The sequence below is a fragment of the Pseudomonas sp. ICBG1301 genome (assembly GCF_016918385.1).
Classification (GTDB): domain Bacteria; phylum Pseudomonadota; class Gammaproteobacteria; order Pseudomonadales; family Pseudomonadaceae; genus Aquipseudomonas; species Aquipseudomonas palleroniana.
Window position 1 is genome coordinate 241129 of record NZ_JAEKGB010000007.1, and the last position, 13777, is coordinate 254905.

Genomic DNA, 13777 nt, shown 5'->3' on the forward strand with positions numbered 1-13777 from the left:
CTGGATCAGTCCTGAATGTCGGGCGGTGGTGCGCTGGGTGGCTTGGCGGTCAGCGAAGTGATCTTGATCAGCAGCGCCAGATGGCCGCCATCCAGGTAGTTGAGCTGGTTGTTCTTGGTGCGCACGTCTTTCTGGGCCAGGTGCTCGCTGGCGATCACGCTGCCATTGCTGTCGAACTGGTTGATCCAGAAGTCGGCGTCGATATCGGTGAAACGGCCCAATTGCAGGTTCAGCACGCCTTCGATAGGGAACTGGCCGAATTGTTCCTGGCCGTCGGTGATCGCGACTTTCACCGGTTGATCGCCAAGGTTCTGCTCCCAGGCTTTGTGCGCCAGCACGGTGTAGCTGTTGTCCGCATTGAGTTTGTCGACGATGTTGTTCAGGCGCGGCGGGCTGATTTTATCGTTGCCCAGGTGAACGGCACCGGCATCCCAGTTTTCCGGCGCGGCGCGGCTGTTGATCACCGGCTCCGCGTTCTGGCGTACCAGGATCATTTCCACCTGATACGGGCTGTCGGCAAAGGCCGCCGGTGCGAGTACCACCAACAGCAGGCTTAGGGTGCGGAGCAGGCGCATGAGGGCGTCCTTCAAGCGGATTTCGGAATGAGGCGCTCAAACAGCGCCTCCAGGGTATTAAAGCGTTCTTCGGCGCGTTCCATCGGGACCATGAATTTGAACAGCGTAGCCCCTTCGAACTTGTAACGGTTGGGCTGCCCCTGGATCAGCTTGATCAGCACCAAGGGGTCAACCGGCGTTTGCGCGGCAAATTCGATGCGCCCACCTTGAGGCCCGGCGTCGACCTTCTTGATCCCCAACTGCTCGGCCTGCAATTTGAGCAAGGTCAGGCGCACCAGGTTCTTGGTCGGTTCAGGCAACAGGCCGAAGCGGTCGATCATTTCCACCTGCAGGTCCTTGAGACCTTCTTCATCGGTGGCCGAGGCAATGCGCTTGTACAGGATCAATCGTGCATGCACATCCGGCAGATAATCCTCGGGGATCAGCGCCGGCAAGCGCAGGTTGATTTCCGGACCGCCACCCAAGGGTTGGTCGAGGTTCGGTTGCTCGCCCTTGCGAATGGCCTTCACGGCGCGTTCCAGCATTTCCATATACAGGGTGAAGCCCACCGCCTGGATCTGTCCGCTCTGGCCGTCGCCCAGCAATTCGCCGGCACCGCGGATTTCCAGGTCGTTGGTGGCCAGTACAAAACCGGCCCCCAGGTCCTGGGTGTTGGCGATCGCTTCCAGGCGCTTTTCGGCATCCCCGGTAATCTGCTGGCGTGGAGGCGTCAGCAGATAGGCGTAGGCCTGGTGGTGGCTGCGCCCGACGCGGCCACGCAACTGGTGCAATTGGGCCAGGCCGAACTTGTCGGCGCGCTCGATGATGATGGTGTTGGCGCTCGGCACGTCGATGCCGGTCTCGATAATGGTCGAGGCGATCAGCACGTTGAAGCGCTTGTGATAGAAGTCGCTCATCACCTGTTCGAGTTCACGTTCGCGCATCTGGCCGTGGCCGATGGCAATACGGGCTTCCGGCACCAGCTCGGCGAGGTCGGCAGCGCATTTCTCAATGGTTTTCACATCGTTGTGCAGGTAATAAACCTGCCCACCGCGCAGCAATTCGCGCAGCAGCGCTTCCTTGACCGTGCTTTTGTTCTGCTCCATGACGAAGGTGCGCACCGACAAGCGGCGCGCCGGCGGCGTGGCGATGATCGACAGGTCGCGCATGCCCGACACCGCCATGTTCAGCGTGCGCGGGATCGGCGTGGCGGTAAGGGTCAGGATGTCGACTTCGCTGCGCAGGGCCTTGAGCTGCTCCTTCTGGCGCACCCCAAAGCGGTGTTCTTCGTCGATGATCACCAGGCCCAGGTTCTTGATCTTCACATCGTCCGACAGCAGCTTGTGGGTGCCGATCACGATGTCGATCTTGCCTTCAGCGAGATCGGCGACGGCGGCACTCACTTCCTTGGCCGACTTGAAGCGGCTCATCACTTCCACGGTCACCGGCCAGTCGGCGAAGCGGTCGCGAAAGCTGTTGTAGTGCTGTTGGGCGAGCAGGGTGGTCGGCACCAGAATCGCCACTTGCTTGCCCGCGTGTACGGCAATGAACGCTGCGCGCATGGCCACTTCGGTCTTGCCGAAACCCACGTCGCCGCACACTAGGCGGTCCATCGGCTTGGGTGCGAGCATGTCGGCGCGCACGGCTTCGATGGTGGTTTGCTGGTCCGGGGTTTCTTCGAAGGCGAAGCCGGCGCTGAAGGTGGCGTAGTCGGCCTTCGGATCGGCGAACGCATAACCTTCGCGGGCGGCGCGGCGGGCGTAGATGTCGAGCAGCTCGGCGGCCACATCGCGCACCTGTTCGGCGGCTTTGCGCTTGGCTTTCTGCCAGGTCTCGGAACCCAGGCGGTGCAGCGGCGCCAGGGCGTCGTCGCTGCCGGTGTAGCGGGCGATCAGGTGCAGGTTGGCCACGGGCACGTAGAGCTTGGCGCCCTCGGCGTATTCCATGGTGAGGAATTCGGCGGCCTGGTTATCAATCTCCAGCGTCTGCAGGCCCAGATAGCGACCTACGCCATGGTCGATATGCACCACCGGTGCGCCTTCGCGCAGCTCGGTGAGGTTCTTTATGACCGCATCGTTGTTGGCGTCGGCACGTTTTTCTCGGCGGCGGCGCTGCATCACGCGTTGGCCGAACAGCGGGCTCTCGGCGATCAGCGCCAGGGCCGGGTCGTTCAACAACAAGCCCTCGTCCAACGGCGCAATGGTAATCGCCAGGCGATCTTTGCCCGCAACGAAGTCCGGCCAGTTGTCGACGGTTTTCGGGCGCAGCTTCAAGCGTTCCAGCAGCTCCAGCAGCACTTCGCGGCGGCCGGCGGATTCAGCGGTAAACAACACGCGGCCAGGGAAATCGCCGAGGAAATTCGACAGCGCTTCCAACGGCTGATTGGCCTTGGCTTCAATTGCCAGGTCCGGCAGCGTTTGCGCGGGGAAGCGCTCGCGGCCGCTGCCGGCTTCCAGGTCTTGCTGGCTGGCAACCACGCGCGGCCAGCTTTTCAGGCGCGCGAAGCAGTCTTCCACCGGCAGGAACAATTCGGCGGGCGGCAATAAAGGACGCGACGGATCGACGCGACGCTCTTCATAGCGGTTACGCACATCGTTCCAGAAGTTCTCCGCCGCTTGTTCGATACCCGGTAGCGAGAACACCTGGGTGTCCTGGGGCAGGTAATCGAACAGGGTGGAGGTTTCGTCGAAGAACAGTGGCAGGTAGTACTCGATCCCGGCCGGCGTAATCCCACTGCTCAAATCCTGAAAGATCGGGCAGCGGCGGAAGTCCACGTCGAAGCGCTCGCGAAAGCGCGCCTTGAAGCGGGTCACCGCATCCTTTCGCAGGGGGAATTCCCGTGCCGGCAGCAGCTTGACCGAATCGACCTTGTCGATGGAGCGCTGGTTTTCCGGGTCGAAGGTGCGCAGGGTCTCGATTTCGTCATCGAACAGGTCGATGCGATACGGCAGTTTGCTGCCCATGGGGAACAGGTCGATCAATGCCCCGCGCACGGCGAACTCGCCGTGTTCGTACACCGTGTCGACGCAGCGGTAGCCGCTGGCTTCCAGGCGCGTGCGCATCTGGTCCACGTCGAGTTTCTGGCCGACATCCAGCACCAGGCTGCTACCGAGCAGGAACTTGGTCGGCGCCAGGCGGTGCAGCGCCGTGGTGATCGGCACCACCAGCACACCGTGGGCCAGCTCCGGCAAGCGATACAGGCTGGCGATGCGTTGGGAGATGATGTCCTGGTGCGGCGAGAACAGGTCGTAGGGCAGGGTTTCCCAGTCGGGGAAATGCAGCACCGGCAAATCGGGGGCGAAGAAGCTCAGCTCCTGCTCCAGCCGTTCGGCACTTTGGCTGTCGGCGGTGAGCAGCAGGGTAAAGCGCTTGGCTGCGCTGGCAGCCTCGGCAATGGCCAGGCTCAGGGCGGCACCGGGCAGGTTGCCCCAGTGCTGTTTACCTGCCGCGGCAGGGAGAAGCGGTAGACGCAGAACGGGCACGGAAGGTTGAGCTCCAAGCGTTGCGACAAAGTCGGTAATTGTAACGGCCCAAGGTGCCGCCTGTCAGTTGCTGACTGTGCCTAATGCGGTTTGTAGGAAATGTAGTGGCTAAGACAAACAAAGCTGCGTTTTGACTCAATATGTAGTGCCAAACGGTGCATGGTTTTCGGAGGGTTACGGACAAGTCGCCTGGGTCGCCTATCCGGCGGCCTTCTGGAAGCCGCGTATTTACTGGGCTGCAGCGGGGTGTCTGTTTTTGGCAAGCACTTTTTGTTGGCTTTGGCGCATTGCTCCGAGGGCGGTCGGGCGTCATAATGTAGCCCCTTTTTTCTGCCCCTACATGTGGAAGGTTCCCGTGACTCAGAAGCCCGACCAGTGTCTTGGTGAATGGATCGACCGTGAAGCACTCGCAGAAGCGATGATTCCGCTTATCGGCCAGCTGTACCGCAATAACAATGTGGTGAGCTCGATCTATGGCCGCAGCCTGATCAACCAGTCTGTCATTGCGATTCTCAAAGCCCACCGCTTTGCACGCCATCGCTCCGCCGACGACAGCGAACTCTCCGTCCACGAAACATTCCCGCTGCTCAAGGCCATGAGCGAGCTCAAGCTCGGCGCGGCCTCGGTAGACCTGGGCAAGTTGGCCTATAAATTCCGCAACGAAGGCAATGGCCGCAGCGCCGAGCAGTTCGTGCGTGAAGAAATGGCCGAGGTGATTGGCCAGCAAAACGCCGCTGCCCGTAAAGGCACCGACGTTGTCCTGTACGGCTTCGGTCGTATCGGCCGCCTGCTGGCGCGTATCCTGATCGAGAAAACCGGTGGTGGCGATGGCCTGCGCCTGCGTGCCATCGTTGTGCGCAAAGGCGCAGAGAACGACCTGACCAAGCGCGCAAGCCTGCTGCGTCGCGACTCGGTACACGGCCCGTTCAATGGCACCATCGTCATCGACGAAGAAAACAACACCATCACCGCCAACGGTAACCTGATCCAGGTGATCTACGCGAAGAACCCGTCCGAGGTGGATTACACCCAGTACGGTATCAAGGACGCCCTGCTGGTGGACAACACCGGCGTATGGCGTGATGCCGACGGCCTGGGCCAGCACCTGGCCTGCCCGGGTATCGACCGCGTTGTGTTGACCGCGCCTGGCAAGGGCAAGCTGAAGAACATCGTTCACGGCATCAACCACGGCGAAATCACCGCTGACGACAAGATCGTGTCCGCCGCTTCCTGCACCACCAACGCCATCGTGCCGGTGCTGAAGGCTGTGAATGACAAGTTCGGCATCGTCAATGGCCACGTCGAAACCGTTCACTCGTACACCAACGACCAGAACCTGATCGACAACTTCCACAAAGGCGATCGCCGTGGTCGTAGCGCCGCGTTGAACATGGTAATCACCGAGACCGGTGCCGCCACCGCTGCTGCCAAGGCATTGCCTGAGCTGGCCGGCAAGCTGACCGGTAACGCGATCCGCGTTCCAACGCCAAACGTGTCGATGGCCATTCTCAACCTGAACCTCGAGAAAGCCGCCACCCGTGAAGAAATGAACGAGTACCTGCGCTATATGGCGCTGCACTCCGATCTGCATAAGCAGATCGACTTCGTCAATTCGCAGGAAGTGGTATCCACCGACTTCGTTGGCTCGCGCCACGCCGGTGTGGTGGATGCCGAGGCGACCATCACCCAGGACAACCGCGTTGTCCTGTATGTGTGGTACGACAACGAGTTCGGCTACAGCTGCCAGGTGGTTCGCGTGATGGAAGACATGGCTGGGGTCAACCCGCCTGCGTTCCCGCGCTAAGCATCAGCCGTAATGAAAACGCCCCGACATGTCGGGGCGTTTTTTTGTCTGCGGTTCAGTGTTCAGCGAACGACGGCGGCCTCGGCAGTGCGCAGCGCATGCCGGTTGCCCTTGAACAGGACCAGGGTCGCAATCAACCCCAGCACGGCCGCGCCACTGAGCCAGATCCCGGGTGCCGCCTTGTTGTCCAGTACGTGGATCAGGTAGGTACAGGCCGCAGGGGTAAACCCGCCGAACGTTGCGGTCGCCAGGCTGTAGGCCAGGGAGAAACCGGTGGTACGCACCTCGACCGGCATGATCTCGGTGAGCGCCACTACCATCGCACCGTTGTACGAACCGTACAGGAACGACAGCCACAACAGCACGATCAGCAGATGGCTGAAGCTTGGGTTGGCCACCAGCCACGACAGGGCCGGATACGCCGTGAGGATCGCCAGAATCGTCGCCCCCATCAGCAGGGGTTTACGCCCGATCTTGTCGGACACAGCGCCCATTACCGGCAGCCAGATGAAGTTGGAAATCCCCACGCACACGGTCACCAGCAGGGCATCGAAGTCCGACAAGTGCAACTCCGCCTTGCCGAAGGTCGGCGTGTAGGCCGTGATCAGGTAGAACGACACGGTGGTCATCACCACCAATGCCATGCCGGCGATGACGATGCCGAAGTTCTGGCCGATCGAGCGGACGATTTCCTGCAGGGTAGGGCGGTGTTTGCGTGCCTGGAATTCAGGGGTTTCCTCCAGGGAGCGGCGAATCACAAAGATCACCGGCACGATCAGGCAACCGATCAGGAACGGCACGCGCCAGCCCCAGTCACCCATTTCTTCGGGGCTGAGCCAGTGGTTCAGGCCCACGCCGAGCAGGCCGGCGAATACCACAGCGGCCTGTTGGCTGGCGGACTGCCAACTGACGAAAAAGCCCTTGCGGCCGGGTGTGGCGATTTCCGCCAGGTACACCGAAACGCCGCCCAGCTCCACGCCGGCGGAGAAGCCTTGCAGCAGGCGGCCTAGCAGTACGATCAGTGGCGCCGCGACACCCAGGGTGGCATACCCCGGCACGCAGGCAATCAGGATGGTGCCGGCGGCCATCAGCGCCAGGGTGATCACCAGGCCTTTTTTACGGCCGTGACGGTCAATGTAGGCGCCGAGGAAGATCGCACCCAGCGGGCGCATGAGGAAGCCGGCACCGAACGTCGCCAGGGACAGCATCAGGGACGCGAAGGCGCTGTCGGTGGGGAAGAAGGTCTTGGCAATGGCCGTGGCGTAGAAGCCGTAGACCATGAAGTCGAACATTTCGAGGAAGTTACCGCTGACAACGCGAAAGATCGCTTTGCCTTTGCCCGTTGACGTGGACATGTCATGCACTCATTTTGGCTATCTTATTGGTGATCCCTGGTCGCTGGTCATCCTTGCTGCAAAGTCGCTACGCGAGGCTTCACTGAACAGTTTTGTAACCATATGTGTATTAGCCATGCCAGGCAATAAAAACCGATAGTCAAGTGACTGGTTGTCGCAGTTATTGCAATTTCCTGGATCTGTCGTTAAGTCAATACTGGCCTATGACGCGACCAAGGGTTAATGTGCGCGGCGTTGAGCCTTATATAGACTGTGCCCCGGTTCACACACTTGAGCCGAATTGTCCTTCATGACCGCTGGCCGCGGCATGATTTAGCCAGGCGTCCAACCGTGCGCCTGGCCTGTTCTGAGGAGTACGCATGGCTGTCTACAACTACGACGTGGTGGTACTGGGTTCCGGCCCGGCTGGAGAAGGTGCGGCGATGAACGCTGCGAAGGCAGGGCGCAAGGTGGCGATGGTCGATAGCCGTCGCCAGGTCGGCGGTAACTGCACCCACCTGGGCACCATCCCGTCCAAGGCTTTGCGTCACTCGGTGCGCCAGATCATGCAGTTCAACACCAACCCGATGTTCCGGGCCATTGGTGAGCCGCGCTGGTTCTCGTTCCCGGACGTGTTGAAAAGTGCCGAGAAAGTCATCGCCAAGCAGGTGGCGTCGCGCACCGGTTACTACGCCCGTAACCGTGTCGACCTGTTCTTCGGCACCGGCAGTTTCGCCGACGAGCAAACCGTTGAAGTGGTGTGCTCCAATGGTGTGGTCGAGAAGCTGGTGGCCAAGCACATCATCATCGCCACCGGTTCGCGCCCGTATCGCCCGGCCGATATCGATTTCAACCACGCGCGTATCTACGATAGCGACACCATCCTCAGCCTGGGCCACACCCCGCGCAAACTGATCATCTACGGCGCCGGCGTGATCGGCTGTGAATACGCCTCGATCTTCAGCGGCCTGGGCGTGTTGGTGGAATTGGTGGACAACCGCGACCAGTTGCTGAGCTTCCTCGACTCGGAAATTTCCCAGGCGTTGAGCTACCACTTCAGCAACAACAACATCACCGTGCGCCATAACGAAGAGTATGAGCGGGTCGAGGGCCTGGACAATGGTGTGATCCTGCACCTCAAGTCCGGCAAGAAGATCAAGGCCGACGCCTTGTTGTGGTGCAACGGCCGTACCGGCAACACCGACAAGCTGGGCATGGAAAACATCGGGGTCAAGGTCAACAGCCGTGGCCAGATCGAGGTGGACGAGAATTACCGCACCTGCGTGCCGAACATCTACGGCGCGGGTGACGTGATCGGCTGGCCAAGCCTGGCCAGCGCGGCGCATGACCAAGGCCGTTCGGCGGCGGGCAGCATCGTCGACAATGGCAGCTGGCGCTATGTGAACGACGTGCCGACCGGGATCTACACCATTCCGGAGATCAGCTCGATCGGCAAGAACGAGCACGAACTGACCAAGGCCAAGGTGCCTTATGAAGTGGGCAAGGCGTTCTTCAAGAGCATGGCGCGTGCGCAGATCGCCGGCGAGCCGCAAGGCATGCTGAAGATCCTGTTCCATCGCGAAACCCTCGAAGTCCTCGGCGTGCATTGCTTCGGCTACCAGGCGTCGGAGATCGTACACATCGGCCAGGCCATCATGAACCAGCCGGGTGAGCAAAATACCCTCAAGTATTTCGTCAACACCACCTTCAACTACCCGACCATGGCCGAAGCCTATCGGGTAGCGGCCTACGACGGCCTCAACCGGCTTTTTTGAGCGGCTCCGGCCGGTGGCCTGAGCCGGCCGGGGAGACCGATTTCAGTAATTCTCGAGGGTGGCAGTGGCCAAACCGGGAAAGTCTGTAATCAGGCTATCTACGCCGAAGTCGGCGAGCCTGCGCATCAGCGCAGGTTCGTTGACTGTCCACACGGACACGTGCAGGCCCTGACGCTGGGCTTTTTCCAGGCGCTCAGGGGTGCACAACGTCCAGTTCAACGCCAGGATCTCACAGCCATAGTTCTGCGCGATTTTCAGCGGGTCGAGCCAGGCATACTCGGCAACCAGGCCGCGTGACAGGTCCGGGGTCAGTTCCAGCGCCGCCTTCAACACTTCCCGCGAGCTTGAGGTCACGGTGACCTTGTCCATCAGGCCAAAGCGTACGGCCATTTCCCGAATCGCCAGCACGGTGGTGGCGGCGCGGGTGCGTGAAGCGCTTTTGACTTCCAGTTGCCAGTGATCGAAGTCGCACTGTTCGAACAGTTCTTCCAGGCGGGGAATCGGGCACGGCTTGACCCAGCCCGGGCCGCCTTTGCGTGCGTCCATCTTCACAAGGTCGGCCGCCGAATACTCGACGACTTTGCCGCGCCGGTCGGTGGTGCGCTTGAGGGTCGGGTCGTGGATGACCATCAACTCGCCGTCCATGGACAGGTGCAGATCCAGTTCGCAACGGCGTACACCGTGCTTGAGGCACTCCTGAAAGCTGGTCAGGGTGTTTTCCGGTGCTTCGCCTTTGGCACCGCGATGGCCGTAGATCAGGGTCACAATTGCTCCTTAATGCCAGGTCTGCTGGCCGGGTAAAGATGAATCAGGTGTCTGGGGCGTCGCTCTTTTCCCGCGCCAAGCGGCGTTCCTGTGCTTGTTTCTGCAGGATGTAGCGCGCCAGCAATTGGCGTTGGGCATCGGTCATGGCTTCGAATTCGGTGCCCACGTCAAAACCACCGCCCTTGGGGTCACAATGGGTTACCCGCGCACGCAGCAGCAGGCCAAGGGCCTGGGGCATGAGCACCAGCTTGACGGCAAGGTGAGCGCCGGTGGCCAGCGGGGTGGGGTGTTGGAAGTCGATGCCCCCTTCGGAAATGATCACCGGCTGCGGTGCGCCGACCTCATCGAGCAGGCCGCGGGCCATGACCTGGCTGAGCAGGTCCAGGCGTTTGTTCTGCACGCGCAGGAACGCGGCGAGGGTGCGATCCTTCTCACTGAGCTGGCGTAACAGGTGTTGGGCTTCGAATTCACTGAGGTGCAGCTCGCTGAGCAGATTGAACAGCGGCGAATCATCCTGCAACACTTCCTTGCTCGCGGCTTCGGGGGCGGACAGGCATTTGATTTGGAGTGCGATCATGTCGTCGATACGGTAGTATTCGCGGCGCTCTTCTTCATCTAATGTCGACATGGCGAACCCCAGGTAACGGTAATGGTCAGAGTGTAAAGCTGCTTACCAGACCCCGCCACCGGGACGTCTTCTTTTCCTCCGAACAAGCCCCGACATGTTCAGACCTCTCTTCGTATTCATTGGCACGCGTTATACCCGTGCAAAGCGCCGCAATCATTTTGTGTCGTTCATTTCCTTGACCTCGATGATCGGGCTCGCCTTGGGCGTGGTCGTGATGATCGTGGTGCTGTCGGTCATGAACGGCTTCGATCATGAGATGCGCACCCGCGTGCTGGGCATGGTGCCCCACGCGACCATCGAGGCCGATTCGCCCATCAGCGACTGGCAAAGCCTGGCCGACAAGGTCAACCAGAACCCCAAGGTAGTGGCCGTGGCGCCCTTTACCCAGATGCAGGGGTTGCTGACCAACGACGGCAAGGTGCAGAAGATCCTGCTCAATGCCATCGACCCGGCCGAGGAGCGCAAGGTCTCGATCATCGATAAGTTCATGCTGCAAGGCAAACTCGACGACCTGGAGCCCGGCAGCTTCGGCATCGTGATCGGCGACAAGGCTGCGGCCAAGCTCGGTGTGGGGGTGGGCGACAAGCTGACCTTCGTCGCGCCGGAAGTCACCGTGACCCCGGCGGGCATGTTCCCGCGCATGAAGCGCTTTACTGTGGTCGGCACCTTCCACGTGGGCGCCGGCGAAATCGACGGCTACCTCGGCCTGACCAACCTCACCGACCTGGCCCGCCTGCACCGTTGGCAGCCGGATCAGGTGCAGGGGCTGCGGCTGAAGTTCAACGACCTGTTCGATGCACCGCGCGCGTCGTGGGAAATCGCCCAGCACTTGGGCGACAGCCAGTACTACGCACGCGACTGGACCCGCACCCACGGCAACCTCTACCAGGCCATTCGCATGGAAAAAGCCATGATCGGCCTGCTGTTGCTGCTGATCGTCGCCGTAGCGGCCTTCAACATCATTTCCACACTGGTGATGGTGGTGAATGACAAGAAAGGTGACATCGCGATCCTGCGTACCCTCGGCGCCACGCCGGGGCAGATCATGGCGATCTTCATGGTGCAGGGCACCGTGATCGGCGTGGTCGGCACGTTGATCGGCACCGCTGTCGGCATTCTCGCCGCGCTGAATGTCAGCGCCGCCATCGCTGCGCTGGAAAAAGTTATCGGCCACAAGTTCCTCAACGCCGACGTCTACTTCATCGACTACCTGCCGTCCCAGGTTCAGGCCCAGGACGTGTTGATGGTCGGCGGTGCCGCGTTGGTCTTGAGTTTCCTTGCCACCCTGTATCCAGCCTGGCGCGCGGCACGTACCCAGCCAGCACAGGCCTTACGTTATGAGTGAATCGGGCATGAGTGAAAAAGCAATCCTGAGCTGCCGCAACCTGGGCAAATCCTACGAGGAAGGCCCGGAGTCGGTGGTGGTGCTGTCCAACCTGCAACTGGAACTCCATCCTGGCGAGCGCGTGGCGATCGTCGGCAGTTCCGGTTCCGGCAAAAGTACCTTGCTCAACCTGTTGGGCGGCCTGGATACGCCGTCGGCGGGCAGCGTCTGGCTGGCCGGTGAAGAATTGTCGGCGCTGGGCGAGAAGGCTCGTGGCCAACTGCGCAACCGTTCGCTCGGTTTTGTGTACCAGTTCCACCACCTGTTGCCGGAATTCACCGCCCTGGAAAACGTGTGCATGCCGCTGCTGATCGGCAAGACCGCCATCCCGGAAGCGCGCCAGCGCGCAAAAGCGCTGCTGGAACGTGTCGGCCTGGGGCATCGCCTGGAGCACAAACCGGCCGAGCTGTCCGGCGGTGAACGCCAGCGCGTGGCGATTGCCCGTGCCCTGGTCAACAACCCCGGGTTGGTGATGCTGGATGAGCCTACCGGCAACCTCGATACCCACACGGCCCAGGGCATCAAGGACTTGATGCTGGAACTGAGTACCCAGATGCGCACCGCGTTCCTGGTGGTCACCCATGACATGAGCATGGCCCGCCAGATGGATCGCGTGTTGCACTTGCAGGAAGGTCATCTGGTCGCCATCTGACCCGTTTCAAGCCCGGCGCCGGACGTCGGGTTTTCCATTTTTTCAACGGTGCCCGCGAATGTTCAGACCGTTATCGATTTTCATCGGCACGCGCTATACCCGCGCCAAGCGCCGCAACCGTTTTGTTTCGTTTATCTCGATGACCTCGATGATCGGTCTCGCCCTGGGCGTATTGGCGATGATCGTGGTGCTGTCGGTGATGAACGGCTTCCAGCGCGAAATGAGTTCGCGCATCCTCGGCATGGTGCCCCACGCCACCATCGTCGGCGTGAACCCGATCAATGACTGGCAGCCGGTGGCTGCGGCCGCCATGAAGAACCCTGAAGTCACGGCGGCCGTGCCGTTCACGCAGATGGACGGCATGTTCTCCTACAAAGGTGCGATGCAGCCGATCGAGATCAGCGGCGTCGACCCGGCCCAGGAAGGCAAGGTATCCATCGTGGCCCAGCACATCGTGCGCGGCAAACTGGATGACCTCAAGCCAGGCGAGTTCGGTGTGGTGGTAGGCGAAATCACCGCACGGCGCTTTCGCCTGAACGTGGGTGACAAGCTGACCCTGATCGTGCCGGAAGTCAGCACTGCACCGGGGGGCATCACGCCGCGCATGCAGCGTTTGAACGTGGTCGGTATCTTCAAGGTCGGCGCCGAGCTGGATGGCTCCATGGCCTTGATCCACATGGCTGACGCGGCAGAGATACAGCATTGGCAGCCGAACCAGGTGCAAAGCGTGCGCCTGGCGGTGAAAGACCTGTACACAGCGCCCAAGGTCTCGGCGGATATTGCCGCCAGCCTGGGCGCCGCCTACAAGGCCGATGACTGGACCCACACCCAGGGCAGCCTGTTCAGCGCGATGAAGATGGAAAAGACCATGATCGGCCTGCTGTTGCTGATGATCGTCGCCGTCGCTGCGTTCAACATCATCGCCACCCTGATCATGGTCGTGAACGACAAGGGCGCGGATATCGCGATCCTGCGCACCATCGGTGCCACGCCGCGCCAGATCATGGCGATCTTCATGGTGCAGGGCACGGTGATCGGCATCGTCGGCACCTTGATCGGTGGCGTGCTCGGCGTGATCGCGGCATTGAACGTGAGTGAACTGGTGGGCTGGCTGGAGCGGGTGACCGGGCAGCATATCTTCAGCTCGGATGTGTATTTTGTCAGCAACCTGCCCTCGGAGCTGCAGGGCGGTGATGTGTTGCTGATTTGCACGGCCGGATTTGTGCTGAGCTTTTTGGCGACGTTGTACCCGGCTTATCGGGCGGCGAAGATCGAGCCGGCGCATGCGCTGAGATATTCGTAGGGTTCGAGACCGCTATCGGGAGCAAGCCCCCTCCCACATTTTGATTTTTGAATACATCCAAATGTGGGAGGGGGCTTGCTCCCGATAGCGCCGGCC

Annotated in this window: 10 protein-coding genes; 5 read left to right on the forward strand and 5 right to left on the reverse strand. The window is 61.1% G+C overall.

Going from position 1 to position 13777, the window contains the following annotated elements; all coding sequences use genetic code 11:
- Positions 1-5: 5 nt before the first annotated feature.
- The gene (locus JBE38_RS18810; RefSeq protein WP_090366155.1) at positions 6-575 is read right to left on the reverse strand and encodes a CsiV family protein; all 570 of its coding nucleotides are present in this window, start codon (positions 573-575) and stop codon (positions 6-8) included.
- An 11-nt stretch (positions 576-586) separates the two neighbouring features.
- The gene (mfd, locus tag JBE38_RS18815) at positions 587-4036 is read right to left on the reverse strand and encodes a transcription-repair coupling factor (RefSeq protein ID WP_205344854.1); all 3450 of its coding nucleotides are present in this window, start codon (positions 4034-4036) and stop codon (positions 587-589) included.
- Positions 4037-4376: 340 nt separating this feature from the next.
- On the opposite strand from mfd, the gene JBE38_RS18820 reads away from it, so the two are divergent.
- Positions 4377-5840: a glyceraldehyde-3-phosphate dehydrogenase gene (locus JBE38_RS18820; RefSeq protein WP_060753152.1), complete on the forward strand. Its 1464-nt coding sequence runs from the start codon at positions 4377-4379 to the stop codon at positions 5838-5840.
- Positions 5841-5902: 62 nt separating this feature from the next.
- On the opposite strand, the gene tcuC is transcribed toward JBE38_RS18820, so the two are convergent.
- Positions 5903-7195 carry an MFS transporter gene (gene tcuC, locus JBE38_RS18825; RefSeq protein ID WP_205344855.1) on the reverse strand — a complete coding sequence of 431 codons (1293 nt, stop codon included), beginning with the start codon at positions 7193-7195 and terminating at the stop codon, positions 5903-5905.
- Between the two features lie 359 nt (positions 7196-7554).
- On the opposite strand from tcuC, the gene sthA reads away from it, so the two are divergent.
- A complete protein-coding gene (sthA, locus tag JBE38_RS18830) occupies positions 7555-8949 on the forward strand; it encodes a Si-specific NAD(P)(+) transhydrogenase (protein ID WP_060753154.1) in 1395 nt (464 codons plus the stop codon).
- Positions 8950-8991: 42 nt separating this feature from the next.
- Here sthA and JBE38_RS18835 read toward each other — a convergent pair whose 3' ends face one another.
- Together JBE38_RS18835 and JBE38_RS18840 are read right to left on the reverse strand one after the other, a co-directional pair.
- A complete protein-coding gene (locus tag JBE38_RS18835; RefSeq protein WP_060753155.1) occupies positions 8992-9714 on the reverse strand; it encodes a glycerophosphodiester phosphodiesterase in 723 nt (240 codons plus the stop codon).
- A 43-nt stretch (positions 9715-9757) separates the two neighbouring features.
- A complete protein-coding gene (locus JBE38_RS18840; RefSeq protein ID WP_205344856.1) occupies positions 9758-10342 on the reverse strand; it encodes a PilZ domain-containing protein in 585 nt (194 codons plus the stop codon).
- Positions 10343-10436: 94 nt separating this feature from the next.
- Here JBE38_RS18840 and JBE38_RS18845 point away from each other — a divergent pair, with 94 nt between their 5' ends.
- Genes JBE38_RS18845 through JBE38_RS18855 form a run of 3 tightly spaced genes read left to right on the forward strand, consistent with a single transcriptional unit; the run spans position 10437 to position 13681 of the window.
- Positions 10437-11687: a lipoprotein-releasing ABC transporter permease subunit gene (locus JBE38_RS18845; protein ID WP_205344857.1), complete on the forward strand. Its 1251-nt coding sequence runs from the start codon at positions 10437-10439 to the stop codon at positions 11685-11687.
- A 7-nt stretch (positions 11688-11694) separates the two neighbouring features.
- Complete coding sequence (lolD, locus tag JBE38_RS18850) at positions 11695-12378, forward strand: lipoprotein-releasing ABC transporter ATP-binding protein LolD (RefSeq protein ID WP_162843511.1); 684 nt, start codon at positions 11695-11697, stop codon at positions 12376-12378.
- A 58-nt stretch (positions 12379-12436) separates the two neighbouring features.
- Positions 12437-13681 (forward strand): lipoprotein-releasing ABC transporter permease subunit, encoded by a 1245-nt coding sequence (locus JBE38_RS18855; RefSeq protein ID WP_205344858.1) that lies wholly within the window; start codon positions 12437-12439, stop codon positions 13679-13681.
- The last annotated feature ends 96 nt before the right edge of the window (positions 13682-13777 follow it).